A 25721-nucleotide genomic window follows, 5' to 3' on the forward strand; every position below is an offset into this window, starting at 1 on the left:
CCGGGACAGGACGGACGAATCCTGATCCGGCGGGCTTTCGCCTGCCTTCATCCTGTCCATCGTCCAGCCGCGAACGGCAGAGCTCCGTAGTGAGCCCGGACGATGACCCGAGGCCTCCCGGGAGCGGAGAAGGACGTCCCTTCTCGCGCGCGCAGGCGCCGCATCCCGCCCCGCGCTCTCAAGCGTCCCTGGCAACGCCCCTCAAGTGAGGCGGGATAAATAGGAATATATGCCAATATCGAATGCTGTCAATACCCTTCCAACGGTATTGGTCGAGTTGTCCAGTAAATGTAATTATGCCTCGCCCCACCAACTAGGATGCACATATTGACGCGCCCCCCTATTTCGCTTTCCAAGCTCTTGGATTTACGTCCAGCGACAAAAAGGATCGCGCTTGTATCATGTGGAAGCGCCAAAATTTCCTTCAGAACAGAGGCCCGCTATCTATACAAATCACCGCTGTTTCAAAATTCAATTTACGTTGCTAACGCGATTGCAGACGAAGTGTTCGTCCTATCAGCATTATATGGTCTAGTTAGACAAGATGAAGTTTTGGACCCGTATGATCTATCACTAAAATCTTTCGATAGTACCCAAAGCCAACAGTGGGGTGACCGGATCGCCGAGAAGCTCTCGGAGCTTTCATCATTTCCTACAGAGGCAATTCTATTTGCTGGCTCGTCCTATGTTGATCCAATAGCGAGCTCACTCGCTAATTCGCGGATCACCCTGAAGTATCCTTTCAAGGGATTACCTTTAGGATTGCGCGGATCGAAAATAAAAAGAATGAAGAAAATCGTCCGAAGGGGCGAGTTAGCAATTAAACTTTACTCTGTTCTGGCTCGCCAAATCCGGCAAGGAGTTATGGCCCCCCTAACGGAGATATTAAAGGGAAACACTCTTCCTGAAAAAGGAGTTTACATATTTTGCGACCCTTCTGAGGACAGTAACCTGCATGTCACCACCCCTCGAATTGTTAGAATAGGAACACATGCGGTTTCCTCCGGATCAAAGTCCACTTTGAGATCTAGGCTCAGGACTCATGCCGGCTCCGCAGATGGCCGCGGATCACATAGATCTTCCATCTTTCGACTTCACATCGGGCAGAGCTTAATCGCAAAGAACTCATGGGAGCTCAAGTACCCGCACTGGGGGAAGGGCAGCACAGCTTCATCAGAGATCAGAGAATCAGAACGAGATCTCGAGCAAGAGGTCTCATCGTACATGGGGCAACTTCTCGTAACCACTCTTCCTTTAGTAGACGATTCCGGGCCCGGCAGCGCTCGTGCACACGTTGAAAGAGCACTAGTGGCGTTACTGACGGAAGATATGGATTTTCTAGAAGAAAGCTCATCTGCGTGGCTCGGGCGCTTCTCGTCAAGACCTCAACTTCAAAGCTCGGGAATTTGGAATGTGCAACACGTTGGCGCTACTTTGGATACAAAATCGGTAAACCTTGCAATTAACCTACTTGAACGCTCCATCTCATAATTTGCCGGCATTATAATGACTGATCGATTCACGAAGACTGATTCACAGAACGTCCTTGCGGTTGCAAAACGACAGCCGTTACTCGTTCGCCATCTTGGCCATATGCGACAACGACACGATGAACGACACCTCGGATTTGTAGTCGGCGCAGGCGTATCTGAGCAAGCTGGCGTCCCTCTTTGGAAAGAGCTAATACAGCGATTGTCAAAGTTTTATGGCGAACACGGAACACCCGAAAGCTATGCGAGCTCGCAACTCTCAGCAACCCTAATAGCTCAGTTCATTTTCAATCGCTTTAAAGCTAGCCAAACGCGAAAAACTTACCCAATTGAACCGCGTTTGGTGCCAGTCGCCGTTCGCGATGAATGGTACAGACACATATACGACGCCATCTACCGTGACGTTCCGAAAGATTTCAATGCGCTAGCAGAGAAACACCCTTACTTAGCAGAGCTAGCAAGCTTAATCTTCCACTCCCCTTTCTGCCTATCTTTGAATTTCGACGACATTCTCGATGGCGCCGCCCAACGCAGGCACTCCTCCACTTCTCCATTCGACAAACCTAACATCATTTGGCGTCCCCCAACGGTTGACCGCCCGAACGGATGCGTCATCTATCATGTAAACGGCTATCTCCCACAAAGAAAGGGAGCGAGCCGTAGTGACAATATTGTTCTTACGGAAGATTCATTTGCTGCATTGCTGGCCTCACCAAACATCGCAAGCACTGAGTATGTAACGAGTCGTGTCGTCGCCAATACGATGCTTATGATTGGTGCATCTTTCGACGACCCATCACTCCGGCATCTCTTTTATTCAACGGCACGCAGAAATCCTTCGGGATTCCATTATGTATTTCAGCACGACGAACAGGTCCGAACCAAAGAGCCAAACTGCGATGAACAGCGAGACCGATATGAACTCAACAAAGAAATGTACAATATCGTCACTTACTTCGTGAACAGAGAGGAAATATCATCTCTTGTGAGAATGCTGGCTTTGCCAAAGGGAAAATTCAAGCAGACGCTAAATGAGGTATCTTCGGCGATAGGCGTCGAAACGGTATATCGATATTATGTCGTGGGCACTGTTAGTGCAGGGAAATCATCGCTAATTGAGCGGCTAAGAGGTTTCAAAACATATGAAGAGTGGGCGGATCAACCGCTTGAGCTAATGTTTCGTGACCACGAGAAACTAACTCCGGGAGAGAGGGAAGAAGTAGAAGAGTGGGTAATCGGCCAACTAGCTCTTAAAGATAGCGCCCTGAAAGAAGCTGATTACGGAATCCACATTATGGACCGAGCCCCTCTTGATATGTTTGCCTTCTCTAGAACGGTCAAAGAGAATAAAGAAAAGGCAAAAAGCCTGAAGGGAAAAATTGGCTCCAATGGAGTTCAAGAAGGTGAGATAATTTATCTCGAAGCCAACGTTGAATCTCTTATGGAGCGACAATTAAGGCGAGGAAGGGGTGAGGAATGGCTGGAGAACAAGGCCTATAAAGAAAAGTCGTTAAAGCTGCAAAATGAGCAATTGAAAGTCATTTACTCACCGCACGTAAAGCCAACCGATACAACTTTGTTAAACGTGGAAGAAGTCGGGCGTCAAATCGCAGAACGCATGCTCTTCGACGATTACACTCCGGCAAATCTTGAAGAATGCCGGAAGCGCTTCGAAAAGGGGGAAAAATTGCGATGAAGCGACTCTATCTAGCGGCCCCCCTATTCAACGCATCGGAGCAAGCATTCAACGAGCGTGTTGCAGCGATATTAGAGCAACACTTTGAAGTTTTCCTTCCACAACGCGATGGGGGATTAGTTATCGAACTCATTCAGAAAGGCATCCCCGCCTATCAAGCAAAGCGAGAAATATTTGATCGAGACGTTGCCGCAATCATTAACGCTGATGTAATTTTAGCAGTTTTGGACGGCAGAGCTGTAGACGAGGGAGTTGCAGTCGAGCTTGGAATGGCCTTCGCCTTCGGCAAGTTGTGCTGGGGGTTGAAAACCGACACTCGCTCGCTTGCATGGTTCGGAGACAATCCAATGATAGAGGTGCCTTTGACGCGAATTTTTACAACTCCCAAAGAGCTAGCTGATTATCTAACCTCGACTAAGACGTCGCTTGATCTTCATTGATACCACGCTCTTGAGTGTTTGATCCCAACGAACCGGCAGCAGTACCTTACATCGACACCTTGATTTCCATACCCTCGCCCGCGCCGCTCGTTGCGCCTTCGGCGCCGTCGGGTTTCTACCAGTCCCGTCACAGGAATAGATTTTCAGCCGGGCGGGTGCTTTCATCTTGAACACATAAGTCCGCCCCTCGCCGATGCTCGCCACCAGGATGCACATGCCGGTGGCGCGGCATGCTCCCGTGCCGTGGATTATGGTTGCGACCGGCGCGACCGGAGAAGCGTCTCCGAGGGGCGCTCGCCAAAGGCGTTGCCGTAGTCTCGCGCGAAATGACCGAGATTCGCGAAACCGCATTTGAATGCGACAGCCGTCACCGATGTCCGCGCATCGGGACGCGAGAGCTGATCGCGCGCGTGCTTCAGCCGCACCGATTTCGCAAACGCCATCGGCGTGTAGCCGCGGCTCCGGTTGAACGCAGCAAAGATCGCCCGCGCGCCGACACCCGTGATCGCGGACAGATCCTCGATGCGGACAGGCTGATCCCAGTTGGCCTCGATATAGGCTTCAACCTGGCGGACGGTCCACGGCGCGGCATCCTTGCCGCCGCGCTCGAGCAAATGACTGAAGGTGTGGCGGTTCGCACAAAGAAACGCGACCACGACAACCTGCTCAAGCTCATGCTGCACAAGAGGCGACAGCTCCACTGACGCGGAGTCCAGTTGCTGCGCGAGAAAGGACACGGCGCGCAGCAGATTTTGTGTCTCGGGCGAAGCCCGCGCCGACGTCTCCTCGAACCAGAGCGCTCCGGCCGGCTCCGCACCCAGAATGGCCCGCAGCTTCCGGATCATGCCCTGCTTGCTGATGCGCAGGACGAGCTGTTCATAGCCTTCGCCGAACACAAGCGTCGCCGATTGCCCGGGCGATGTGATGCAGGATCTGCCGCCATCCGTCTCGGCAGCCCTGCCGCCGATCCGCGTCAGCGCCGTTCCTTTCAGCGAAATCTGCTGCCTGGCATAATCGGCTTCCGGAAAATCGACCGCGACTTCGGAGCCATAGGCACAGAAGCCCAGCGAGACCGTCGGCAACTGAACGAAGTTGGCGCGCGCCTCGAAATTTTCCTTTGTCAGCAGATCGAAACGCGCGGCGCCATAGACCGTGGTCAGCGTGTGCGCCATCTCCTCGGGGTTACGAGTCGAGACAATCGGAAATTTCTGAAGGGGACTGATCTGTCCAGCGATGGACATCCGGCGGCTCTCGTTCGAGGCAAGACAGGTGGGCAACTACTCAAAAAATGCACTCGCCACTCATAAAACGAACACGACATGAGCAGCACTTTCACTGGCGGGATTAAAGCACCGTTCGCGAATCACGCCTAAAACAAAGGCCAAGCTAGCATTCGCCAATTGCTCAAACAAATTGCACCATTGCTCCGCCAGCACGAAGAAGCCACATCGTGACAACGCATCTCGTCGAGACGCCCTCCCATCGCAGCTTGCTTGACGCCGACGACCCGCTTCACCGTATCGAGGCGCTCGACCGGCGGCTCACGGTCGCCATGATCCGGGCCAGCGACACACTGCGAGAGGCCCTGGACGATATCGAGCCGGCCTACACCCGCATGTCCGCGGACACGCACAATCGTGCGTTAGATGAACATCGCGTCTTCTGGTGCAGGGTCGTGCTTGCGCGATTTATCGCGCTTCATCTGTCATCGCGGCTAACACCCGAACAGATGATGTGGTGGACACGATGAAAAAGGAACAGCGGGCAAAACCGCGGGTGGCGTTTCGCCATGCCTTCACGTCGCGGATTTTTGCAAGCGACGGCACATGCTCCACGGCCTGCCTCGTGCTGGATATCTCGGCCACGGGCGCGAAGGTGTCTGTCTCCGGGGCGCTCGATCCGCGGATCGAGTCAAAAAACTGTTTTCTTGTTCTGACACCGAACGGCACGGTGAGGCGGCGGTCGCGATTGGTCTGGGACAATGGCGGACAGTTGGGCTTCGAGTTTCTGCCCGACATGCCTGCGACCGCCATGTCATCTCCGAAGCGCGCAGGCCGGCCGCTGGCGCGATGAATCGTGCGGCTCCATGAGCCTCACCCCTCACATCGCGACCTTGATCTCGATCCCCTCGCCTGCGCCGCTCGCCGCGCCCTCAATGCCGTCGGGCTTCTGCCAGTCGCCGTCATAGGAATACTTTTTCGGGCGGGCGGGCGCTTTCAGATTGAACAGATAGGTCGGCCCGTCGCCGATGGTCACCGCCAGCGTGCGCTTGTCGGTGGCGCGGTAGACCTCGACGCTGGAATAGGCCTGCATGCGGCCGTCCGTGAGTTTCCAGTCCGGCTCGCTGTAGGGCGACGACTTGCGCGTCTCCTTGTCGCTGCGCAGCTCCATGATGATTTTTTTGTCCTTGCCGGGTGCCGCGACGCCCGGCGGCAGGCGAATCTGTGCGTTCAGCCACATCGCGCTCTGGTTGCTGGTGTCGATGTAGTCGCTGGTGCGGACCATCTCGAACACCACGCCGCCTGCCGCCAGCGCAATGATGACGCCCACGGTGGAGAGCAGAAACCGCTGTCGCCGCGCAGGATGTCCGCCGCCGCGCTTCGCCATCCGGTAGCCGAACCACGCGCCTGCGATCAGCCCGAGCGGCGCGCCGGTGAATACCCCGAAGATCGCGGAGGAGCCTTCCATGTCGCGGACGCCGAACAGCGGGGCGAGTTCGGCGGCGATCACCATGCCGCCGACAAGGCCAATCACGCTCCACACCGCAACGATCAGGAATGTCATTACGCCCGCCCCCGGGTTCAAACCGGAGCAGGTTATCGGAGAGCGGAACGCGCCGCTACGGAGCGAACGCCCTGCATCCAAAGGCAGATGGCCGGCTTCGCCCGGCAATGCCCCGCCGGCGCATCCCGGCGCGCGGCCTGCCTAGCTCATCACCATGCCGAACATCAGCAGGATCGCCATTCCGGCGAACGCATACCGCAGCGGACGGTCTTCGGCGATTTTCTCGATCAGCTTCATGAGACGGCCCTTTGTTGCCCCTGGAGATTTGGACAAAACCGTGGCGGCGATTTCGTTCCACCGCCGTTCATTTTCCTTCGCGCAGATTGCGCGCTGCCGGACCGGCGCGGGAACCTTTGCGGCTCTCGCCGGTTGATGGCGAGGTCAGACAAGGATTGAGGATCATGAAAAAGATTGCAGTTGCCCTTGCGACAGTTGCCACCGTTGCCGTCCTGTCGGCGCCAGCGGCGGAAGCCCGCGGCGGACGCAACGCCGCCGCGATCGGATTTGGCCTTGCCGCCGGTGCCCTGATTGCCGGCGCGGCTGCGTCCAATGCGTATGGTTATGGATACGGCGGCCCGGCCTATTATGCCGGACCCGGCTATGACTCCTACGCCTACTATGGCGGCCCGGTTTACGCCGAGCCGGTTTATGGGCCGGGCTATTACCGCGCCCGCGTTTATCAGCGCAACCACAGCAACGATCCGAACCCGGTGGATATGAACCCCTACAATCCCTGGTAACGGATCGGGCGACGCGACATCCCTGACGACGAAAAGCCCGGAGCCTGCTCCGGGCTTTTTGCATGTTTTCATGCGCGCGTGGCAGAGGGCGGAGATGTCAGGCCTCGCGCGGCAGCACGATCCGGTAGCAATAGCCGGTCTCGGGAAACGAGGGCGTCAGTTCCGCGCCGATCTGTTTCAGCGTGACCAGAATGAGCTTCGAGCCGAAATTGTGCCCGGCGGGAGCCGCCACTTTCGGGCCGCCCAGTTCGCGCCAGTCAATGCTGATGCTGTCGTCACCGGCGCGGCAGTCGATGGCAATATGGCCGCCGGGCTGTGACAGCGCCCCGTATTTCAGCGCATTGGTGCCGAGTTCATGCACCACAAGATGCAGCGCGCGGGCCTGCCGCGCGGTCAGTTGCGCATCATCGCCGGTCAGCACCATACGCTCGGCACCATGGGGTTGCGCCACGCCGGCCTCGAGCAGCGCGCGCAGGCTGACGGTCTCGGTGCTGCTTTCATCCATCAGGCCACGCGTGTCCGCCACGGCGCAGACGCGCCGGATCAGCGTGTCCGCGAGCTGCGGGTCCTTCACCGTCTGGCGGATCAGCGAGGCGGCCACGGCAACGACATTCTTGCTGCGATGTTCGATCTCGCCGACCAGCAATTGCCGCTCGCGCTCCTTCGCCTCGACCGCGAACAGAAGCTGGCGATGCACCAGCGCCAGCGCGATCACCAGCAGGCCGGACAGGCCGAACAGGATGAAATTGGCAAGGTGCACCTGGTCGGGGCGCGCGAATGTAAACGCCGGTTCGGCGAAGGCCCACCACACCGTCACGATTGACAGCGCCACCGCGAGAAGGCCCGACGTCACGCCGCCGAACAGCGCGGAGATCAGCACCGCGGGAAAGAATGTCGCGAACGGCAATGTCGGGCCGAGGACGCCGAGCAGCAGCCGCGCCAGCGCGGCGGCGATCACGCAGATGACGCAGAGCAGGATCGAGGCCGGAAGGCCCAGATCAATCCGCTTCAGAAAAAGCTGCCGCCACCTGGTGTTCACGAGATATCCTGCCCGCGCGAAGTCTTCCATAAAACATCACATGCGCAAAGCGCGGCGCGCTGACGCTGCCTGCCGCGCGTCACGCAATCCTTGTGCAACCGGCACGTCCCGGATCGGGACATGCACGCGGGCGCATGCTCGCATCGCCGTGCGTCGGACGACGGCGCACAAGTGCACACATCTGCATCATGGCCGTGACATGAGTGTCCCGACATCGCGTCATCTCTTTCGCGCGGCGTGCCGCATGCCTGAATTTTCCTCAGCTCGATTTTCCGGCGCACCGCTGTTCGTTGATGCGGCAAACAGCTTGACTCACGAAGAACAAAAAGAGAACATACACCCTCACCCGTCAACACGGAAATTCGGCATGTTGAACACACTCGCCTCCGGCCCGCTGCCGGAATCGGAGCGGCTGGATATGGCTGCGGATCAGGCCATCGCGGCCTGCGGCGGCGACCTGCGCAGCACCATCCGCGCGCTGATCCTTGCGAACGAATTTCTCGAGTACGAGTTGTGCGAGATGTTCAAGGCCGTGACCAACGGCACACGCGGAAAATCGCCGGGCGAACGGGCCGACTGGTTCGACTGATGAATCGTGGGCTGACTTATGCCGACTTGCGCAGTTCGGGTTCGGCCTCGAGCGGCGTCACGTCGAACACCGCATAGCCGTTCTTGCCGTCTTTCTTGGCCGTGTACAGCGCACGGTCCGCGGCGGCGATCAGCCGTTCCGCATGCATGCCGATGTCGGGCCGCCATTGCGCGACGCCGATCGACGCCGACAGAACGAGAGAAACACCGTTGCTCTGCACCGCCTGGCCGTCGCAGGCTTCCAGCACATGGCGGGCGACCATCGCGCCCTCGCGCAGCGTGGTCGAGGGCAGCAGCACGCAGAATTCATCGCCGCCCATGCGCGCCAGAAGATCGCCGGTCCGCAGGCGGCTGGTGGCCGCGCCGGTGAAAAGCCGGAGGCATTCGTCGCCGGCGGCATGGCCGTGGCTGTCGTTGATGTCCTTGAAATCGTCGAGGTCGATCATCAGCAGTGCGAAGGCCTCGCCGCTGCGGCCCGACCGCGCGCATTCCTCGTTCAGCCGCGCCAGGAACTGGCGGCGGTTGGCGGCGCCGGTGAGATCGTCGAACAGCGCAAGATCCGCCACCTCGGCCCGCAGCCGGTCGATGGTCATCAGCAGGAAACCGAAGTTCCACATCATCGAGAGGAACACCAGGCTGAGAATCATCACAGCCTGAAACTGGTTGAATTCGATCAGCGATATCGGCCCGCCGACATGCATGACCGCAGCCACCGACCGCGCGGCGTATGCGGCGATCATCAGAATGGCGATGTAGCCCGAGAGCCGCGCACCGGGATAAGCCTTGCCGTTCTTGCGCGACAGCAGCAAAGGCAGCGTCATCGCAATCGGTATCGCCTGGGCGGCCGAGTAAATGACAATGCGCGCGACCATGTTGTCGTGCCAGACGAAGAACGACAGGCCTGCGAAATTCAGACCAACGATGAGCGCGGTGAAGCCCCACGACACCGGCACGCCGTAGAAGCGCCGGATACCCATCGAGGCAAGGCAAACCGCGAAAACCAGCGTCGACCCGCCGATCAGCAGCGGAATGAGAAGAAGGGTCTTGTTGCCGGGGTCGATCCCGCTCCGCGTCATCGCGATCGCGGCACCCAGTGCCGCCACCAGCGCACCGGCGGTCCAGAACCGCGTGGCGTCAAGGTTCGGATAGCTGCGGACCACAAAGGCCCACACAATTCCGATCGCGACGAAATTGACGACGAAAATGATCCAGAGGGTCGGGACACTCAGCATGGGCGAACCGAGGGTGCACGGTTGTCCGTGTCTTGTGCCCTCTCCCGAAAATCGTTTGCCGCCCGATGCATGAAGCCCACTCCCAGTCCGGAAGATCCGGAATCGGCCTCCCCCGAAGCCGGATGCATCCTTGCAGGCGCGCACTTAACGGAATCTGACCGGCGCCGGATAAACCGCGCCGTGGTTTTGAATTGATGAACAATGCGCAGGCGACGGCCAAACGAAAGCCATTTGCGCACGAACAGCGGCGTACACGAAAGCAAAGCGAAAGGCTTTCGCCGGTTGTTAACCCTGAACGGGCAAGGCGCCATCCACAGAAAAGACAGCGGGGATTGTCGCGAAGCGACCACAATGCTGAAAAACAGGCGACAAATTTCAGCGAATCGGCTCCGATTGGAATCGAGGCTGGACTCTGGCCGTTCGCCGAGCATGCCTCGTGACGTTGACGTCAACCCGAACCCATGAGGATGCCATGGCGAAGAAAGCCAAGAAGGCGAAGAAGGCGGCGAAGAAGACAGTGAAGAAGGCAAAGAAGGCCAAGAAGAAGTAGTTTATTGATTTGAAGTGGCTCGGGCGGAGCTGCTTCGCCCGGGCCTTTTATTTTTTCGGGATCGTCTTCCGGCCATCGTCTCTTTCGGCAGACTGCCGCGCCCTTTCATCTCCGCAAGATGCGCCGCCAACCGGCTCCCCGGCGATCCATCCGCTCCCGCGGCACTTGAACTCCAGGCTCATCCCCGCTAGAACGCCCGCGCGCCATCGCGCCGTAAGCGTCTCACGTCAGGCAACGCATTCAACCGAGGCCACCGCCCCGGGAATGCCATGACGAACCGGACGCAGCACTCACAACCATTGTCTGAAGCTGCCCTGTTGCGGATATCCGCAACCGTCGCGCGTCTCTGCGGGCAGACGGCCTTCGCTTCAAAAGAGTGATCTGATGACAACGCTTCCATCTCAACGCACGCGCCGCAAACTTCCGGCACGTTACGCCGCCATCGTCATGCCGCTGGTGCTGTCGATCCTGATGACCTTCGTGGTCTCGGGGATTTCCACCCTGAAAAGCCTCGGCTTCACACCGGCGTTTCTCGCGACATGGCCGGCCGCCTGGGCAATTTCATGGATCGTCGCTTTTCCGACGCTGCTTGCGGTGCTGCCGCTGGTGCGGCGGATCGTGGCCATGGTGGTCGAACCTCCGCCCTCCGCCTGACGCAGCAAGGGCGGCCCCGCGCCGCCCTTCTTCTTCAACATCCTTCGCGTTCGGACGTGCCCGGCTGCGGCGACGCGCCGCAACAGTTAGGCATTGACCTAACTTTTGTCGCGGATATAGTTAGCCATATGACTAACCAACAAACCCGCCTCAACGACACGTTCCATGCGCTCGCGGACCCGACCCGCCGCGCGGTACTGGCCGCGCTCGGCACCGGACCCGCGACGGTGAGCGATCTGGCGCAGCCTTTCGACATGGCGCTGCCGACTTTCCTTCAGCATCTCAAGGTGCTGGAGGAATGCGGCCTCGTCCGCTCGAAGAAGGTCGGCCGCGTGCGCACATGCCAGATCAAACCCAAAGCGCTCGCGGAGGCCGAAGACTGGCTCGGCGCGCAGCGGAGCCTTTGGACAAAACGACTCGACCAGCTCGACGACTATCTCAGACAGCTTCATGCCATGGAGAAACAGAAGTGACAGCGTATCCCGTCGACCCCAAGCTCGATCTCGTCCTCGAACGCATCATCGACGTGCCGGTCGAACTGGTGTGGAAGGCATGGACCGAGCCACAGCATCTGGTTCACTGGTTCACGCCGGCGCCCTGGAAAACCGTCGAGTGCGAGATCGACCTGCGGCCGGGCGGCATCTTCCGCACCGTGATGCGTTCACCCGAAGGACAGGACATGAACAATGTCGGCTGCTGCCTCGAGGTGGTGCATCACCGCAAACTGGTCTTCACCGATGCGCTGCTGCCCGGCTTCCGCCCGCGCGACGACGGTTTTTTCACCGGCATTGTGATGATGGAGCCGGTGACCGGCGGTACGAAGTACACCGCCTGCGCCATTCACAAGGACGAGGCGGGCAAAAAGACCCATGAGGAGATGGGCTTCCATTCCGGCTGGGGCACCGCGCTGGACCAGCTTGTGGCCTACGCCAAGGCGAAGATGTGAGGGCGCCTACGCCTCCAACCGCCTCGTCATTGCGAGGAGCGCTAGCGACGAAGCAATCCAGCTTCTCTTAAATGGATTGCTTCGCTTCGCTCGCAATGACGGCCGAAACTCTCACCGCCCTGCGAGGCGATCCGCGAAATAGGCGATGGTCTTGCGGTAGATCGTCGCCCGGTTCCACTCGCGCATCGCCTCGAAATTCGCCGAGCCTTCGTGATAGTCGGCGCCGCCCTTGAAGCCTGCGGTTCTCAGCAGGTTCGCGGTGGAGGCCAGCACGTCCGGAATGCTGTGGCGCAGGTCGACATGGCCGTTGCCGTCGAAATCCACCCCATACTTGATATAGGACGACGGCAGGAACTGGGTCTGGCCAAGTTCGCCCGCGTACGCACCGATCAGATCGCGCAGCGGCAGGTCGCCGCGCTGGAGGATCTTCAGCGCCGCGAGCAATTCGCCCTGAAACAGTTCGGTGCGGCGGCAATCATGCGCCATGGTGGTGAGGGTGCGGATCACCGGCATCTTGCCGATGTCGCCCTTGCCGAAATCCGACTCCAGCCCCCAGATCGCCACCACGATTTCCGGGGGCACGCCGAACCGCTGCTGAATGCGCGCCAGCAGCGAGGCATGACGCTGCAGCATCGCCTTGCCGGTGTTGATGCGGCCCGGGCCGACGCGGGTCGAGACATACTGCTCGAAGGTCTTGTTGAAGGTGCCGCGCTGGCGGCGATCGAACGACAGCACGGCCTGGTCCTGCGTCACGCCGGCAAAGGCCTGCGAGATCACGCTTTGCGAAATCCCCGCGGCTGCCGCCTCCTGCGACATCGCCGCGATAAAGCCGTTGAAATCGCCGCCGCAGCGCGCGGCCTGCGCGGGAATAGAGATAGCGAGCGCGGCAAGAATGACCGCGAGGCGGAGAATATGCATCCTGAACTCCGTTGCAATGTGCGGCTGAGTCTACACGCAGGCCGCCGACTTGTCCCGGCCCGCCCTGCCTTACTTTGATTGCTTTTTCACGACAGGCATCCCGCCTTCATCTTGGCATCGCTTTCAGAAACGCCCGTAGCACCGCGACGGAATTTTCCGACGCCAGCTTCTCGAAGGTCTGCATCTCGTTCTCGCCCGCGCCGCCCCCGGCGAGGTCCGACAGCGAGCGGAAGGCGAGAAACGGCACCGCATTGGTCGCCGCCACATGGGCGACGGCGGCACTTTCCATATCCAGCACCTGCGCCTTGAAGGTGTCGAACGCCCAGGCGCGGAACGCGGCATTATCGACAAACGCCGAGCCCGACACGCCGTTGCCGCCGACCACCACCTTGGGCGGATGAACAAGACACGCCGCCTCAATGCAGCGCTTCAGTTCAACACCGGAGGTCGCCGTGCGCGCGATCTCGAACAGTTTTGTGTCCACCGGAATCCAGAATTGCCGCACCGGCTTGTCCACGCCGTCGCGCGGGACTTTAACGCCGCGCGCAAAAATCATCCCGTAGTTCGGAAACTCCTGCTTCGACCAGGACGGCAACTGAAAGCCTTGCGGCGTCTCCCGCGCCAGGATCGTTTCGAGATACTGGCCCCACTGCTGCGACACCACCACGTCGCCGATGTTCAGCGACGGATCGACCCCGCCCGCGATGCCGGAAAACAGGATAGCGCGCAGGTTGAAACGATCGACCGCCATCTGCGTGGTCATCGCCGCGTTCACCATCGACACGCCGGACAGCACCAGCACCACGTCATGTCCCTCGACCCGGCCGGTGACGAAATCGACACCCTTCTCCCTGTGCGAGACCGGCTGCTCGACAATCGCCAGCAGCGCTTTCCATTCCGGCTCGAAAGCGGATAACAGCGCCACGCGCGGCACGGTGTCGATCGGCTGACTGGCGGCGAAGGCGCCGGCCGGCATGAGCGCGAGAAGGAGAAGAAGCAGGCGCGGGAGGAGCATGGGAGGACTCAAAGAGAGGAATGGGACGAGACGAGATGAGATGAGATGTCGGCGCTCACAAGAAAAGCAAATTGGCTGAACGGACAAAGCTTGACACGAATGGTTTATAGGACTATATTCCTTGAATAGGCACGGAGTGTGAACGTGAGAAGTCAAAGAACTTTAGCTGAACTGAACTATCGATTGGCTAGCCTTCGCGCTGACATTAGCTTCGCACGAATGCTGCATGCGCTGCGCGCCAAATTCGATCCTAATCAACCGCGCGATGAGCGTGGACGCTGGACGAACGGAGGCACAAACAGCAGTTTGAACGAAACGCTGACCTCCGCTACGAGCGGTGCAACCGACTTTAGTGCATCCAGTCGAGGATTATCGGAATCCGAATGCTGGCTTCGCTACAACGTCGATATGTTGAGATGCCAAGCTGAAGTCAGAGCACCAGCCCGTGCCATATGCCGATCGCAGGCTATGGAGCGATATGCTGCATGCCGGTCTGGCCGCTCAATCCCCCCTCTCAGCTTTTGAGGCTCTCTATGCTGATAACCCGCCTACTTCAGCTCACAGATACTCCTGCCGTATCCATTGAGGTACGTGTCTTTGCTCCCGTTCAAGAAGACATCGACTGGTCCTGCACCGTGGCCATTGACTGGCCAAACGGAACTTGGGAACGCAAAGTATTCGGGATTGATGCGATCCAATCCATCGAATTGGCGTTGCGCATGATCGGTACAGAGCTTTACGCAAGCGACTACCACAAGACAGGGCGGCTGATGTGGCTCAAACCCGGCGGGGGTTATGGATTTCCTGTACCTAAGACAATCCACAACATGCTGATCGGCGAAGATCGGGATTTTTTCTGAGAAAGCCTCCCCGACGCAAACAATTTGCGACATGTCCAGTCGTGACGTTGATGGCGGGCGGAGTGGTGAGGGCCCAAGACTAATGCACGGCGTGCTCTGAGATGCAGCGTACAAAAACGGCGGACCTTTCGGCCCGCCGTTTTGTATTCTGGGTCCCCGCCTTCGCGGGGACGACATCGTGAGGTACGCTTAGTTGTCGAGGAACGAGCGCAGCTTCCTGCTCCGGCTCGGATGCTTCAGCTTGCGCAGCGCCTTCGCCTCGATCTGGCGGATACGTTCGCGGGTCACCGAGAACTGCTGGCCGACTTCTTCCAGCGTGTGGTCGGTGTTCATGCCGATGCCGAAGCGCATGCGCAGCACGCGCTCCTCGCGCGGGGTGAGCGAGGCGAGCACCCGCGTCGTGGTCTCGCGCAGGTTCGACTGGATCGCAGCATCAATCGGCAGCACCGCGTTCTTGTCCTCGATGAAATCGCCGAGGTGTGAATCCTCTTCGTCACCCACCGGGGTTTCCAGCGAGAGCGGCTCTTTCGCGATCTTGAGAACCTTGCGCACCTTCTCCAGCGGCATGCCGAGCTTTTCGGCGAGTTCTTCCGGGGTCGGCTCGCGGCCGATCTCGTTCAGCATCTGGCGCGAGGTGCGCACGATCTTGTTGATCGTCTCGATCATGTGCACAGGGATACGGATGGTGCGCGCCTGGTCGGCGATCGAGCGCGTGATGGCCTGACGAATCCACCATGTCGCATAGGTCGAGAACTTGTAGCCGCGGCGGTACTCGAACTTGTCGACCGCCTTCATAAGGCCGATGTTGCCTTCCTGAATGAGATCGAGGAACTGCAGGCCGCGGTTGGTGTATTTCTTGGCGATGGAGATGACGAGGCGCAGGTTGGCCTCCACCATTTCCTTCTTCGCCTGCCGGGCCTCGCGCTCGCCCTTCTGCACGCCCATCACGATCTTGCGGAATTCGCCGATCTCGAGGCCGGTCAGCGCCGCCAGTTCCTGAATGTTCTGGCGCAGCTCCTTGATGCGGTCCTTCTCCACCGCGACGAAATTCTTCCAGCCCTTGGCGGCGAGTTTCGAGACGCGGTTGAGCCAGCGCGGATCAAGCTCCGAGCCCTGATAGTTCTTCAGGAAGTCCTCGCGGCCGACGCCATGGCTGTCGCCGAGGCGGAACAGGCGGCCTTCATAGGACACCAGCTTCTTGTTGATGTCGTAAAGCTGCTCGACCAGACTGTCGATGCGCGCCTGGTTCAGGCGCAGCGACTTCACCTCGACGACGATCTCGTCCTTCAGCTTCTTGTACTTGCGCTCCTGAGACGGCGAGAGCGACGGACCCTGCGGCCCGCTCTCGAGCTGGTTCTGGATGTCCTGCTCCTGCAGGCGACGCAGCTTCTTGTATTCGGATGCGATCTTGTCGAAGGTCTCGACCACCTTCGGCTTCAGCTCGGCCTCGATGGCCGCGAGCGACATCTGGTTCTCGAACTCGTCGTCCTCGTCCATGTCGGCTTCGGCGGCGGTTTCGCCCGGGTCCTTGGCTTCGCCGCCCGCTGGCGCTGCGCGGAACGGCGTCGGCGACGGCGGCGCGGCCGGCGGCGCGGGCGCAACAGCGGCGATCACCTGCACGGTGCCGTCGGCATTGATCACGGCATTGGTCGGCTGACCGTCAGGCCCGGTGGGGCCTGCGATCATTGCAGGGTTGATGCCGTTCTTGCCTTCGGGGCCGGCATAGGTCGCTTCAAGGTCGATGATGTCGCGAAGGAAGATCTTTCCTTCGTTGAGTTCGTCGCGCCAGATGATGATGGCCTGGAAGGTCAGCGGGCTTTCGCAAAGCCCTGCGATCATCGCCTCGCGGCCGGCCTCGATGCGCTTGGCGATGGCGATTTCGCCCTCGCGCGACAGAAGCTCGACGGTGCCCATCTCGCGCAGATACATGCGCACGGGATCGTCGGTGCGCTCGCCGGGTTCGGACTTCTTGGTTTCGGTGACGGCCTTGGAGGTGACCTCGACGAGTTCGTTATCGGTCTCGTCGTCGGCGTCTTCCTGCTTTTCGTCGTCGTCGGCGTCGTCGTCGGATTCGGAGACGTTGATGCCCATGTCGGAGAGCATCGCCATGATGTCTTCGATCTGTTCGGGCGAGGTCTGGTCCGACGGGAGCACTTCGTTGAGCTGATCGAAGGTCACGAAGCCGCGCTTCTTGGCCTGCTTGATCATCTTCTTGACGGCGGCGTCGGAGAGATCGAGCAACGGCGACGGCGCGTCAGCGGAATCCTTCTCAGGCGTATCGGCGGCCTTCTGATCCTTGTCTTTGTCCTTGATCGCTGCCGTCTTTGCCTTGGTGGCCATTCACTGCTCCTGAAACGCGCTCACGACACGGGTAACCGCCCGCGTGAATTTTCGATCCGCCCGGATGCGGAAAGGGCGGCGCTTTTGAAGGCACCACCCGGGCCGGATTGACGTGTGTCCCAAACTTCTAATGCAAGGCCGTTAAGCCCTGATTAACCCTGTTTTTGCGGCCAAAAACCCGGTTTGGCGAGTCTTTTTAAGGCCGCCTCTCTTCAAGAAAGACATTGAGGCAGGCTTTAAAGGCCCCCGGCAGCGGTTTCGTCAACTCCTGCTCTGGAACCTGCCCGAGGATTCTCCGAATCCCTCGATCAGGGCGTCAAGGCCATCCATTTCGGCAAGTCGCCTTTTGACGTCGATCAGCCAGGTCTCGCTGGATTTACTGCTGTCCTGCGCTAACGCCTGCTCTGCGTCCTTCAATTCCCTAAGTAAGGAGTGAGATTGGCGATGCAAGGCAACGAGTTGATGCCAGGTGGCCAGAACGTCGTCCTGCGCCGCGCCGGGTTGGGCGCCCCACACATTGCGGGTGGTGATGGAACGCTCAACTCTTTGAATTTGCTCGGAATATCCAGCCCTGTCCAGCGTGGCGCGCAGCCGCGTGCTTTCCGCCGCCGGATCGTCGGTGTGCGAATAATTCGAGAAGGCGCCGATGATCCCGGCTCGCAGCTTGTGGGCGTCGGGATGGGCCAGTTCCAGGGCGGCCACTTCCTCCAGATGGTCGTGCAAAAGCCAGGGGTGGTTGAGCAGCGATAGCAGGATCAGTGCCTCCCGCCGGGACATGGCGCTGCGCTGGCCACGCATCACCGACGAGGCCGCAAGCTGAGGACTGGCGGCCTGATAAGGGCCCCGGGGAACAGTGCGGGGACCTGTGGATAGCGCGCCCGCAGCGCCTCCTCCACGACCCGGAAACGGCGGCCGGGGTGAAAAGCCCGCGCCTGATTCGCCGCGAAAGCCGCCTCCAAACCGTCCTTGCCCTTGTCCGCGAAACCCGCCGCGCGGTCCGTCACGATAGCCCTGATAACCTCCCTGCGGGGCGAAAGCACCACGAAGCCGGTCGGAGAAATCCTGCTTGTAATAGCGCCGCACGACTTCGTCCTGAATGCTTTTGGTGAGGTCGTTGATGCGCGCTTCCAGCGCGGCGCGGCGCTCGGGCGTGCCGAAGCTGCCGCCCTCGATCTCGCGCGACCACAGAACGTCCGCGAGCGGCCTTGCCGCGTTCAGCACGTCATCAATCGCAGCGCGGCCGCCGGAGCGGGCAAGATCGTCGGGGTCCTGTCCCTCGGGCATGATCGCGAAACGAAGACTCTTGCCGGGCTTCAAATGCGGAAGCGCGAGATCCGCTGCGCGCAGCGCCGCGCGCTGGCCCGCGCCGTCGCCGTCGAAACACAGGATCGGCTCGTCGGCCATCTTCCAGAGCAGCGCGAGCTGGTTTTCGGTGAGCGCGGTTCCGAGCGGCGCGACCGCACCGGGAAATCCCGTTGTCACCAGTGCGATCACATCGACATAGCCTTCGGCGACGACGACCTGCGCGCCTTCATGCGCGGCCTGCCGGGCGGTGGCGATGTTGTAGAGATTGTCGCCCTTGTGAAACAGCACGCCGTCGGCGGAGTTCAGATACTTCGCCGGCGCATCCTTCTCCATCGCACGGCCGCCGAAGGCGATCACGCGATTGCGGGCGTCAGTGATGGGAAACATCACGCGGTCGCGGAAGCGATCGTAGGGAACGGGAATATCGTCACCGGCACTGAGGAGCCGCGCCTCGATCATGTCCTCGACCGAGACGCCGAGGCCGCCGAGATGCTCCTTGAGCGCAAACCGCTCGCTCCGGTCGGCGCCCGGCGCATAGCCAAGACGGAACTGCAATTGCGTGGCCGGCGTGATCCCGCGATCGGCGAGATAGCCACGCGCTTTCGCGCCAGCGCGCGAGGCCAGCGTATCGGCATAGAACTTCGCGGCGAGGTCCATCACGTCATAGAGCGTCTTGCGGCGCTGCTCATGACGCGCGGCATCCGGCGTCACCGCGGGCAGCGGCATCCCGGCCTGCGAGGCGGCGACTTCCACGGCCTCGACAAAACCGAGGCCTTCGGTTTCCATGATGAAATCGAAGATGTTGCCGTGCTTGCCCGACGCGAAGCAGTGATAGAAACCCTTCTGGTCGTTCACCGTGAACGAGGGCGTCTTCTCCTGCTTGAACGGGGAAAGACCCTTGAACTCCTTGCCCGCGCGCTTGAGCTTCACGCGCCTGCCCACGACTTCCGAAACCGGAAGCCGGGCGCGCAGCTCTTCGAGAAATTGGGGCGTAAAGCGCAAGGTCTGACGACTCAGTGGTTTGCCAACCGACCATGAATATAGGATGGCCCGCCGCCAGCCCCAACCGGGAGCGGATTGTCGCCGCTATTCACAGGGCCTATGGTCCGGTTCCGCGATGAAATTCCGCAATGAAAGCAAGAACAATGGCCGCTGCCCCGAAATCGCTGCTCCAGATCGCCGGAGCCCCGCTGAATCCGAGCCCGCTGGATAAATCAGCTCTCGTCATCGTCGACGCCCAGCTCGAATACACCAAGGGCGGCCTGCCGCTGGACGGCGTCGATTCCGCCATTGTCGAAGCCTCCAAACTTCTGAAACTGGCGCGCGAGCGCGGCGTGCCGGTGTTTCACATCGTCCAGCATGCCCCCGCAGGACGTCCGCTGTTCGCCGAGGACGGGCCTTATGCGGCCATCGTGCCGCTGCTGGCGCCGGCGGCGGGGGAAGTCGTCGTGCGCAAGGCGCTTCCGAATTCGTTTGCGGGCACCGACCTCGATGCGCTGGTGAAAAGCACGGGCCGCACCGAACTCATCCTGACCGGCTTCATGACCCACATGTGCATCAGCGCGACCGCCCGCGCCGCGCTCGACCTGAAATACCGCACCACCATTGTCGCCAATGCCACCGCAACCCGCGACCTGCCCGATCCGCTGGGCGGCACGATTCCGGCCAGCATCGTCCATCGCGTCGCCTTGAGCGAACTCGCGGACCGTTTTGCAATCGTTGTGAAGGATACGGCGGCGTTGACGGCGGCAACGAAAGCGGTGGCTTAAGCGCAACGGGAATGTTCACGGTTTTCAGCGATACGCCGACGGGTCTTTGGCATGTCATCCGCGCCGCCCCCTACCGGGGCGACGCGCTGCCGCAACCACAGCGCATCGGCGTCTCGCAGGCCGGGCTCATCCCATCCGATCCCACACTCTGGCATCTCACGGGCGTCCCAAGTTATGTCCGCTATGTCGAGCGGACGGAGAAAACCGCGCTTGTCAGCCGGCAGGCCGGACTCGGTCGCCTGGAGGCAACGCGCGCTGCGCTGATTCCGATCAGGAAGTCCGCCGCATGGTGGGATTTGACGCAGGACGAGCGCCGCGAGATTTTCGAGACGAAATCGCATCACATCGCGGACAGCCTGAAGTACCTGCCCGCCATCGCGCGCCAGCTTTATCACTGCCGCGATCTCGGGCAGCCCTTCGATTTCCTGACCTGGTTTGAATATGCGCCGGAACATAGCGACGCATTCGAAGAGCTGGTCGCGCACCTGCGCCAAACGGCTGAATGGGCCTATGTCGAGCGCGAGTTCGACATACGCCTTGCGCGCTGACTAGATTTCAAGCTCGTCGAACCGGCCGGACTTGATCCGCTCACGCCCCTCGATGGGCCGGTTGTAGACATACATCCAAGCTTCGGACGTTGTTCCGTCCGCAAGAACGACGGACTGAAGCAGGCGCAGATACTGCGTCGGCTCCGGATCGTCCGGACCGCATCCCTCATAGCGGTCGAGCGCGGTAAGAAATTCCACATCGCGCAGATCGAACAGATCGCCAAAGACCCAATCATCCGGTGAACTGGAAGCAACGGCACCGGGATAATGCGTGATGCGGTAAAGCCGCCCGTTGTAGCGCGCCTCTCCGACATGCTTGCCCTTGGCCGCCAGTTGACCCGCCAGCGGATGACGGGAGCCACGCCGCAGGGTGCCATAGACAAACAGACGCTTGGTCATTCAGCCCGCCTTTGCTTCGATCACCTCATCGCTGATGACAACGAACTTGTTCAGCACCATCCGCCCGAAGGTGGTGGAGAGCGCAACATCGGCTGCATCGCGGCCGGTGCCCATCAGGATACGTCCGATGCGCGGCTTATCGTGACGGGCATCGAACGTGTACCATTTGCCTGAAAGATAGACCTCGTACCAGCCCGAAAAATCCATCGGCGCCGGATCGGGCGGAATTCCGATGTCGCCCATATAGCCGGTGACGTAACGCGCCGGAATGTTCATGCAGCGGCACAATGTCAGCGCAAGATGCGCAAAATCGCGGCAGACACCCTCGCGCTCCTCAAATACATCGTAGGCCGACTTGGTCGGGCGGGCGCGCTGGTAGTCGAAGCGCACATGGTTATGCACCCAGGTGTTGATCGCCTGCACACGCTCCCACCCCGGCGCCGTATGGCCGAACTGCGACCAGGCGAAATCGACAAGCCGGTCGGTCTCGCAATATCGGCTGGCCATCAGATAGAGCAGCACCTCGTCCGGCAGTTCTTCCACCGGCATCTGCCGCGCTTCCGGCACAATGGCATCCGGCAGGCCGGTGTCGCGCACCAAGGCATCGCCCCGGAAGGTGATGCCACCCGGCGGCGCGGTGAGGCGCCCGCAGACATTGCCGAAACTGTCATGGAAATAGCGGATGCGGACGTTCGGCTCGGTGACGATGACTTCTTCGCCCACGATGTCGCGCGCGCGTGAGGGATGAATCCGCAGCATCACGACCATGGGCGTTTCCGCCACCGCGCCATAGGAAATCTCGAAACCGACCCTGATCAGCATGCCGCAATACCTTTTTGCTCCTCGCTCACAGAGAGCACGTGAATCGTCACATCCATGCCGAGATAGGCGTCGGCAGATCCGAGATATGTGCCGTGCAGCGGCACCGCCTGATGCGGATCGCGCGCCACGGCCACGCGGATGAGATCGCGGCTGCCGACGATGCCGTTGGTCGGATCGAATTCGATCCAGCCTGCGCCGGGCAGATAGGCCCGCACCCAGGCATGGGTGTTGCCGCCGCCGACATAACCATGGGCCTTGTCACCGGGAATGAAGATGTAACCGCTGACAAAACGCGCGGCGATGCCCAGGCGCCGCAGCGCTTCCATCATGAACAGCGCGAAGTCGCGGCAGGTCCCGGAGCCGATGCTCAAGGTGTCGAGCGGATGCTGGGTGCCGTGTTCGTGCCGCTTGCGATAACGGAACGACTGCCGCACGCCATGGGTCATGCCGGTGAGCAGATCAATGGTGCGGGTACGGCTGCCTTCACTCAGAAACTGCCGGGCCCATGCCGCCAGCGCCCCGTCGGGATCGCTGTACTGCGGTGTCATCGACGGCATCAGGTCGGCCAGTTCGTCCGGCGCGTAGGCGAACGGATAGTCGTAAGCCTCGTCGTCTGGCGTCAGTTCGATGTTCTCGAGTGGGTAGTGTTCGACGGTGACGGTGGAGTCGAACACCAACCGGTCCGATTCAGTGTCGAAATCGGCAATCGCCACGCTGTTGCCGAATACATCGTGGATGCGACGCAGCGACGATGGCGTGGGGAATATCTCCAGCCGCTCCGACAGAACACGGATGTCGTGGCCGTCGCGCGGGCGAAACATCAGCCGGTGTTCGCCGAACGCCACCGGGCGGTCATAGCGATACTCGGTCTTGTGATGGATGGTCAGGAGCGGCATCGCCTCGAACACGCCGATTGAATTCGTCCGCGAATCATACATGCTGTTTTTGCTGCATTTCCGGCTAATTGTTGGGCTTGGATGCCGCCAAGACAGGCAACGAGAGCAAGCACCCCACCGACATGGCCCTGCCCGCTTCAGCCGACATCTTACGACACCCGGGACGACTCCTGGACGCCGACGAAGTTCCGCCGGTGGTTGAGGAAAATGCGGGCAGCCAGTCCCCGTTCTTCTTCACCAGCGATCACTACGGCCGGCTGATCCCCCGCGCGCTCGGCGATCTCGGCGTGCCCGCCAGCGAGATGGAGCGCCACATCGCCTGGGACATCGGCATCGCCGGTGTCGCGACAATGCTGGCGAAGGAGATGGACGTCCATCTGATCGCGCAGCGCTATTCGCGCCTCGTGATCGACTGCAACCGGCCGTTCGACAGCCCGGGTTCAATCCCGCTGATCAGCGAGGCGACAGAAATTCCCGGCAATGGCGGCCTCGACCCGGCGCAGGCGGCCGCGCGCCAGCAGGCGATCTTCACGCCCTATCATGCGCGGATCGCGCAGGCGCTGGATGCGCGCAAGGCGCAGGGCCTGCCGAGCATTCTGGTGTCGCTGCATTCCTTCACGCCGGTCTATGCCGGCATCGCCCGGCCCTGGCATATCGGCACGCTCTATCACCGCGACGACCGGCTGCCGCATCTGCTCCGCGACAAGCTGCGCCTCGAAGGCGACCTCGTGGTCGGCGACAACGAACCCTATGCCGTGAGCGACGCGACCGACTACACGATCCCGGTTCATGGCGAGAAGCGCGGGCTGATGCATACCGGAATCGAAATCCGGCAGGATCTGATCGACGATCAATCCGGCCAGCAGCAATGGGCCGAGCGCCTTGCGCGCATCCTGCGCGAAATCGAGGAAGACCTGCACGCGAAGAAGCTGATGCCGGTTTAGTTCTCGTTCGCATGAGCCCGCCATTGCAAGGAGCCGTTAGCGCGTTTACGCGCGTCTTCGACGCGCTATGGCGACGAAGCAATCCATTCTTGAAGAACCGAAGATGGATTGCTTCGCTTCGCTCGCAATGACGTTAGCCCTTCGTCGCGACGAAATAGGCCAGCGCCCACATCACTGCCACCGCGACCCACAGAAACCATGCCGCCGTGGCGCGCGGCTGCAGCACCGACTCGGTCGGGTTCTGCGGATTGACGTAGACATCGACCACCGCACCTTCCGGATATTTCTTCACATAGCGCTGCACGCCCCAGTCGGAGGTGGAGGACACCTGCCCGTTCATGCTGGCGACAAGGCCGGTATACTCCGCGTCCTCATAGCGGTAGGTGTAGGAAATATTCGCCCTGAACATGATCGGGCCGCGCGATCCGCTGTCATCGGAGCGGGCGCGGAAGCGGTCGAGGCCCGAGGTTCTGATCCGGCCCTTCACCACCGGCCATTTGCGCGCCAGCGCCGCATGACGATGCAGTCCGATGGCAAACAGCGCGATCACCGCGCCGAAGGCGCCGAGCGCCACCGTCATGCCGGACATTTTGGGATTTGCGAGTTGGGTCGAGACGAAATCGGTCAGCTTGTGGAAACCGATCGCTCCGCCGAACACGAGCACGACGGCAATCACCACCATCCAGCCGAGGCACCCCCACATGCCCTTCGGCATGTCGCGCTCCAGCACCGCCTCACCGCGCTTGTTCGGATTGTAATAGACGGTCACCGCCGTGCCGACGGGATAACGCGCGAGGGTCTCCGCCACTTCAAAGTTGCCGCGATCCTCGCCGATGGTGACGCGGTTGTTGCGATAGGTCTGTCCCGCGATCACATATTCATAGGTGACGTTGGCGAAGTTGCGCTCTTCGTAATAGTGCCCCTCCTCGCGGTTGCTATCGATTACCCGCACCTCTCGGGTTTCGGGCTTCGAGATCACCACCTTGCCCGGCACGCTCGGCCAGTCGCTGGCGGCGCGCACTTCCAGATATTTGTAGATCGCGGCAACGACGATGAGGCCGACCGGAGCCAGCAGCATCGCGTAAACGAACCACGGAATATCCGGCAGCATCGTTACCTCGCGCGGGTCAGGGCGAGCCAGATGCCGCCGCCGATCATGAAGCCGCCGGAAATGCGCGAGACCAGGCGAACGCGGCGCGCCGACAACAGCTTGCCCGCGCGCCCGGCCAGCAGCGCATAGGCACCATCCGACAATGCTGCGATGACCGTGAAGGTCGCGCCGAGCAGCACGACCTGCGGCAGGTGATCCTGCTGCATGTCCACGAACTGCGGAATGAACGCGCCGAAGAACACCAGCACTTTCGGATTGCTGAGAAGGACCAGAAAACCCTGCAGGAAAAATCCGCCGCGCGGCGGCGGTGGCGCATCAGTCGCCGCCATTACGCCACTGGATCGGACCAGCTTGATGCCGAGCCACACCAGATAGGCCGCGCCGGCGAAGCGCACCCATTCGAACCAGTAGCCCATGGTCGCCATCAGCGATGTCAGGCCCACCGCGATAATGCCGATGATGATCACAAGCCCGAGTTGTGCCCCCGCAATGTTGGTCAGCGCGGCGCGCGTGCCGTAACGCAGGCCGTTGGCGATCACCAGTGTGACAATCGGCCCCGGCAGGATCGCAAGCGCGACACAGGCGGCGACATAGGCGAGATAGACCTGAAGCGACATGAGAATCCCCGATGCGGT

At 60.5% G+C, this 25721-nt stretch carries 28 protein-coding genes; 15 read left to right on the forward strand and 13 right to left on the reverse strand.

What is annotated here, in order from left to right:
• The first annotated feature begins 318 nt into the window (after positions 1–318).
• From HMPREF9696_RS22230 to HMPREF9696_RS11985, 3 genes are read left to right on the forward strand one after another with little or no spacing between them, the layout of a single operon-like run.
• On the forward strand, positions 319–1491 hold the full coding sequence (locus tag HMPREF9696_RS22230) for a GIY-YIG domain-containing protein (protein WP_430642298.1): 1173 nt from the start codon (positions 319–321) through the stop codon (positions 1489–1491).
• A 15-nt stretch (positions 1492–1506) separates the two neighbouring features.
• A complete protein-coding gene (locus HMPREF9696_RS21300; protein WP_002713279.1) occupies positions 1507–3186 on the forward strand; it encodes an SIR2 family protein in 1680 nt (559 codons plus the stop codon).
• Entirely contained in the window at positions 3183–3626 is a 444-nt protein-coding gene (locus HMPREF9696_RS11985; protein WP_040301403.1) for a nucleoside 2-deoxyribosyltransferase, read from the forward strand. Before HMPREF9696_RS21300 ends, HMPREF9696_RS11985 begins: the two co-directional genes overlap by 4 nt.
• Before the next feature lie 248 nt (positions 3627–3874).
• On the opposite strand, the gene HMPREF9696_RS11990 is transcribed toward HMPREF9696_RS11985, so the two are convergent.
• A complete protein-coding gene (locus HMPREF9696_RS11990) occupies positions 3875–4867 on the reverse strand; it encodes an AraC family transcriptional regulator (protein ID WP_002713280.1) in 993 nt (330 codons plus the stop codon).
• A 209-nt stretch (positions 4868–5076) separates the two neighbouring features.
• Here HMPREF9696_RS11990 and HMPREF9696_RS11995 point away from each other — a divergent pair, with 209 nt between their 5' ends.
• Positions 5077–5376 (forward strand): hypothetical protein, encoded by a 300-nt coding sequence (locus HMPREF9696_RS11995; RefSeq protein ID WP_002713281.1) that lies wholly within the window; start codon positions 5077–5079, stop codon positions 5374–5376.
• The gene (locus HMPREF9696_RS12000; protein WP_051053242.1) at positions 5373–5699 is read left to right on the forward strand and encodes a PilZ domain-containing protein; all 327 of its coding nucleotides are present in this window, start codon (positions 5373–5375) and stop codon (positions 5697–5699) included. Before HMPREF9696_RS11995 ends, HMPREF9696_RS12000 begins: the two co-directional genes overlap by 4 nt.
• A gap of 27 nt (positions 5700–5726) precedes the next feature.
• Here the strand turns inward: HMPREF9696_RS12000 and HMPREF9696_RS12005 are convergent, their stop codons facing one another.
• On the reverse strand, positions 5727–6410 hold the full coding sequence (locus HMPREF9696_RS12005; protein ID WP_002713283.1) for a hypothetical protein: 684 nt from the start codon (positions 6408–6410) through the stop codon (positions 5727–5729).
• A gap of 401 nt (positions 6411–6811) precedes the next feature.
• On the opposite strand from HMPREF9696_RS12005, the gene HMPREF9696_RS12010 reads away from it, so the two are divergent.
• Positions 6812–7150 carry a hypothetical protein gene (locus tag HMPREF9696_RS12010; protein ID WP_002713285.1) on the forward strand — a complete coding sequence of 113 codons (339 nt, stop codon included), beginning with the start codon at positions 6812–6814 and terminating at the stop codon, positions 7148–7150.
• Positions 7151–7247: 97 nt separating this feature from the next.
• On the opposite strand, the gene HMPREF9696_RS12015 is transcribed toward HMPREF9696_RS12010, so the two are convergent.
• The gene (locus HMPREF9696_RS12015) at positions 7248–8189 is read right to left on the reverse strand and encodes a sensor histidine kinase (RefSeq protein WP_002713286.1); all 942 of its coding nucleotides are present in this window, start codon (positions 8187–8189) and stop codon (positions 7248–7250) included.
• A 367-nt stretch (positions 8190–8556) separates the two neighbouring features.
• Here HMPREF9696_RS12015 and HMPREF9696_RS12020 point away from each other — a divergent pair, with 367 nt between their 5' ends.
• Positions 8557–8778 carry a hypothetical protein gene (locus HMPREF9696_RS12020; protein ID WP_002713287.1) on the forward strand — a complete coding sequence of 74 codons (222 nt, stop codon included), beginning with the start codon at positions 8557–8559 and terminating at the stop codon, positions 8776–8778.
• A 16-nt stretch (positions 8779–8794) separates the two neighbouring features.
• Here the strand turns inward: HMPREF9696_RS12020 and HMPREF9696_RS12025 are convergent, their stop codons facing one another.
• The gene (locus HMPREF9696_RS12025; protein ID WP_002713288.1) at positions 8795–10009 is read right to left on the reverse strand and encodes a GGDEF domain-containing protein; all 1215 of its coding nucleotides are present in this window, start codon (positions 10007–10009) and stop codon (positions 8795–8797) included.
• A gap of 194 nt (positions 10010–10203) precedes the next feature.
• Here HMPREF9696_RS12025 and HMPREF9696_RS21945 point away from each other — a divergent pair, with 194 nt between their 5' ends.
• The 4 genes from HMPREF9696_RS21945 to HMPREF9696_RS12040 all read left to right on the forward strand — a co-directional run bounded on the left by HMPREF9696_RS21945 (position 10204) and on the right by HMPREF9696_RS12040 (position 12159).
• Complete coding sequence (locus HMPREF9696_RS21945) at positions 10204–10449, forward strand: hypothetical protein (RefSeq protein ID WP_210161304.1); 246 nt, start codon at positions 10204–10206, stop codon at positions 10447–10449.
• A 494-nt stretch (positions 10450–10943) separates the two neighbouring features.
• Positions 10944–11213 carry a DUF2798 domain-containing protein gene (locus tag HMPREF9696_RS12030; RefSeq protein WP_002713289.1) on the forward strand — a complete coding sequence of 90 codons (270 nt, stop codon included), beginning with the start codon at positions 10944–10946 and terminating at the stop codon, positions 11211–11213.
• A 128-nt stretch (positions 11214–11341) separates the two neighbouring features.
• Positions 11342–11686 (forward strand): ArsR/SmtB family transcription factor, encoded by a 345-nt coding sequence (locus tag HMPREF9696_RS12035; RefSeq protein ID WP_002713290.1) that lies wholly within the window; start codon positions 11342–11344, stop codon positions 11684–11686.
• Positions 11683–12159, forward strand: a complete 477-nt coding sequence (locus tag HMPREF9696_RS12040; protein ID WP_002713291.1) for an SRPBCC family protein — start codon at positions 11683–11685, stop codon at positions 12157–12159. Before HMPREF9696_RS12035 ends, HMPREF9696_RS12040 begins: the two co-directional genes overlap by 4 nt.
• 111 nt (positions 12160–12270) lie before the next feature.
• On the opposite strand, the gene HMPREF9696_RS12045 is transcribed toward HMPREF9696_RS12040, so the two are convergent.
• Positions 12271–13077, reverse strand: a complete 807-nt coding sequence (locus HMPREF9696_RS12045) for a lytic murein transglycosylase (RefSeq protein ID WP_002713292.1) — start codon at positions 13075–13077, stop codon at positions 12271–12273.
• Between the two features lie 106 nt (positions 13078–13183).
• Positions 13184–14092, reverse strand: a complete 909-nt coding sequence (locus HMPREF9696_RS12050; RefSeq protein ID WP_002713293.1) for a 5'-methylthioadenosine/S-adenosylhomocysteine nucleosidase — start codon at positions 14090–14092, stop codon at positions 13184–13186.
• Between the two features lie 485 nt (positions 14093–14577).
• On the opposite strand from HMPREF9696_RS12050, the gene HMPREF9696_RS12055 reads away from it, so the two are divergent.
• On the forward strand, positions 14578–14952 hold the full coding sequence (locus tag HMPREF9696_RS12055) for a DUF6968 family protein (RefSeq protein ID WP_245259225.1): 375 nt from the start codon (positions 14578–14580) through the stop codon (positions 14950–14952).
• Between the two features lie 189 nt (positions 14953–15141).
• Here HMPREF9696_RS12055 and rpoD read toward each other — a convergent pair whose 3' ends face one another.
• Positions 15142–17292, reverse strand: a complete 2151-nt coding sequence (rpoD, locus tag HMPREF9696_RS12060) for an RNA polymerase sigma factor RpoD (RefSeq protein ID WP_002713295.1) — start codon at positions 17290–17292, stop codon at positions 15142–15144.
• A 261-nt stretch (positions 17293–17553) separates the two neighbouring features.
• A complete protein-coding gene (gene dnaG, locus HMPREF9696_RS12065; protein WP_002713296.1) occupies positions 17554–19599 on the reverse strand; it encodes a DNA primase in 2046 nt (681 codons plus the stop codon).
• A 143-nt stretch (positions 19600–19742) separates the two neighbouring features.
• Here dnaG and HMPREF9696_RS12070 point away from each other — a divergent pair, with 143 nt between their 5' ends.
• Entirely contained in the window at positions 19743–20366 is a 624-nt protein-coding gene (locus HMPREF9696_RS12070) for a cysteine hydrolase family protein (RefSeq protein ID WP_002713297.1), read from the forward strand.
• 11 nt (positions 20367–20377) lie between these two features.
• Positions 20378–20914 (forward strand): chlorite dismutase family protein, encoded by a 537-nt coding sequence (locus HMPREF9696_RS12075; RefSeq protein WP_002713298.1) that lies wholly within the window; start codon positions 20378–20380, stop codon positions 20912–20914.
• Here the strand turns inward: HMPREF9696_RS12075 and HMPREF9696_RS12080 are convergent, their stop codons facing one another.
• From HMPREF9696_RS12080 to HMPREF9696_RS12090, 3 genes are read right to left on the reverse strand one after another with little or no spacing between them, the layout of a single operon-like run.
• Complete coding sequence (locus HMPREF9696_RS12080; protein ID WP_002713299.1) at positions 20915–21313, reverse strand: gamma-glutamylcyclotransferase family protein; 399 nt, start codon at positions 21311–21313, stop codon at positions 20915–20917.
• Positions 21314–22135 carry a transglutaminase-like domain-containing protein gene (locus tag HMPREF9696_RS12085; protein WP_002713300.1) on the reverse strand — a complete coding sequence of 274 codons (822 nt, stop codon included), beginning with the start codon at positions 22133–22135 and terminating at the stop codon, positions 21314–21316. It lies immediately after the preceding gene.
• Complete coding sequence (locus tag HMPREF9696_RS12090) at positions 22129–23073, reverse strand: transglutaminase family protein (RefSeq protein ID WP_002713301.1); 945 nt, start codon at positions 23071–23073, stop codon at positions 22129–22131. The genes HMPREF9696_RS12085 and HMPREF9696_RS12090 overlap by 7 nt, the downstream gene beginning before the upstream one ends.
• A gap of 80 nt (positions 23074–23153) precedes the next feature.
• On the opposite strand from HMPREF9696_RS12090, the gene HMPREF9696_RS12095 reads away from it, so the two are divergent.
• On the forward strand, positions 23154–23975 hold the full coding sequence (locus tag HMPREF9696_RS12095) for an N-formylglutamate amidohydrolase (protein ID WP_051053315.1): 822 nt from the start codon (positions 23154–23156) through the stop codon (positions 23973–23975).
• A 133-nt stretch (positions 23976–24108) separates the two neighbouring features.
• On the opposite strand, the gene HMPREF9696_RS12100 is transcribed toward HMPREF9696_RS12095, so the two are convergent.
• Positions 24109–25086 carry a DUF3592 domain-containing protein gene (locus HMPREF9696_RS12100; RefSeq protein WP_002713303.1) on the reverse strand — a complete coding sequence of 326 codons (978 nt, stop codon included), beginning with the start codon at positions 25084–25086 and terminating at the stop codon, positions 24109–24111.
• Positions 25087–25088: 2 nt separating this feature from the next.
• Positions 25089–25703, reverse strand: a complete 615-nt coding sequence (locus tag HMPREF9696_RS12105) for a LysE family translocator (RefSeq protein WP_002713304.1) — start codon at positions 25701–25703, stop codon at positions 25089–25091.
• Between the last annotated feature and the right edge of the window lie 18 nt (positions 25704–25721).

This window comes from Afipia clevelandensis ATCC 49720 (assembly GCF_000336555.1).
GTDB lineage: Bacteria > Pseudomonadota > Alphaproteobacteria > Rhizobiales > Xanthobacteraceae > Afipia > Afipia clevelandensis.

Coding starts and splice junctions, on each gene's coding strand:
- HMPREF9696_RS11990 (WP_002713280.1), bottom strand. CDS start 4,867: ATGTCCATCGCTGGACAGATCAGTCCCCTTCAGAAATTTCCGATTGTC.
- HMPREF9696_RS21945 (WP_210161304.1), top strand. CDS start 10,204: ATGAACAATGCGCAGGCGACGGCCAAACGAAAGCCATTTGCGCACGAA.
- HMPREF9696_RS12005 (WP_002713283.1), bottom strand. CDS start 6,410: ATGACATTCCTGATCGTTGCGGTGTGGAGCGTGATTGGCCTTGTCGGC.
- HMPREF9696_RS12030 (WP_002713289.1), top strand. CDS start 10,944: ATGACAACGCTTCCATCTCAACGCACGCGCCGCAAACTTCCGGCACGT.
- HMPREF9696_RS22230 (WP_430642298.1), top strand. CDS start 319: ATGCACATATTGACGCGCCCCCCTATTTCGCTTTCCAAGCTCTTGGAT.
- HMPREF9696_RS21300 (WP_002713279.1), top strand. CDS start 1,507: ATGACTGATCGATTCACGAAGACTGATTCACAGAACGTCCTTGCGGTT.
- HMPREF9696_RS12105 (WP_002713304.1), bottom strand. CDS start 25,703: ATGTCGCTTCAGGTCTATCTCGCCTATGTCGCCGCCTGTGTCGCGCTT.
- HMPREF9696_RS12025 (WP_002713288.1), bottom strand. CDS start 10,009: ATGCTGAGTGTCCCGACCCTCTGGATCATTTTCGTCGTCAATTTCGTC.
- HMPREF9696_RS12100 (WP_002713303.1), bottom strand. CDS start 25,086: ATGCTGCCGGATATTCCGTGGTTCGTTTACGCGATGCTGCTGGCTCCG.
- HMPREF9696_RS12020 (WP_002713287.1), top strand. CDS start 8,557: ATGTTGAACACACTCGCCTCCGGCCCGCTGCCGGAATCGGAGCGGCTG.
- HMPREF9696_RS12075 (WP_002713298.1), top strand. CDS start 20,378: ATGTTCACGGTTTTCAGCGATACGCCGACGGGTCTTTGGCATGTCATC.
- rpoD (WP_002713295.1), bottom strand. CDS start 17,292: ATGGCCACCAAGGCAAAGACGGCAGCGATCAAGGACAAAGACAAGGAT.
- HMPREF9696_RS12010 (WP_002713285.1), top strand. CDS start 6,812: ATGAAAAAGATTGCAGTTGCCCTTGCGACAGTTGCCACCGTTGCCGTC.
- HMPREF9696_RS12000 (WP_051053242.1), top strand. CDS start 5,373: ATGAAAAAGGAACAGCGGGCAAAACCGCGGGTGGCGTTTCGCCATGCC.
- HMPREF9696_RS12055 (WP_245259225.1), top strand. CDS start 14,578: ATGCCGGTCTGGCCGCTCAATCCCCCCTCTCAGCTTTTGAGGCTCTCT.
- HMPREF9696_RS12035 (WP_002713290.1), top strand. CDS start 11,342: ATGACTAACCAACAAACCCGCCTCAACGACACGTTCCATGCGCTCGCG.
- HMPREF9696_RS11985 (WP_040301403.1), top strand. CDS start 3,183: ATGAAGCGACTCTATCTAGCGGCCCCCCTATTCAACGCATCGGAGCAA.
- HMPREF9696_RS12090 (WP_002713301.1), bottom strand. CDS start 23,073: ATGTATGATTCGCGGACGAATTCAATCGGCGTGTTCGAGGCGATGCCG.
- HMPREF9696_RS12080 (WP_002713299.1), bottom strand. CDS start 21,313: ATGACCAAGCGTCTGTTTGTCTATGGCACCCTGCGGCGTGGCTCCCGT.
- HMPREF9696_RS12045 (WP_002713292.1), bottom strand. CDS start 13,077: ATGCATATTCTCCGCCTCGCGGTCATTCTTGCCGCGCTCGCTATCTCT.
- HMPREF9696_RS12085 (WP_002713300.1), bottom strand. CDS start 22,135: ATGCTGATCAGGGTCGGTTTCGAGATTTCCTATGGCGCGGTGGCGGAA.
- HMPREF9696_RS12070 (WP_002713297.1), top strand. CDS start 19,743: ATGGCCGCTGCCCCGAAATCGCTGCTCCAGATCGCCGGAGCCCCGCTG.
- HMPREF9696_RS12095 (WP_051053315.1), top strand. CDS start 23,154: ATGGCCCTGCCCGCTTCAGCCGACATCTTACGACACCCGGGACGACTC.
- HMPREF9696_RS12050 (WP_002713293.1), bottom strand. CDS start 14,092: ATGCTCCTCCCGCGCCTGCTTCTTCTCCTTCTCGCGCTCATGCCGGCC.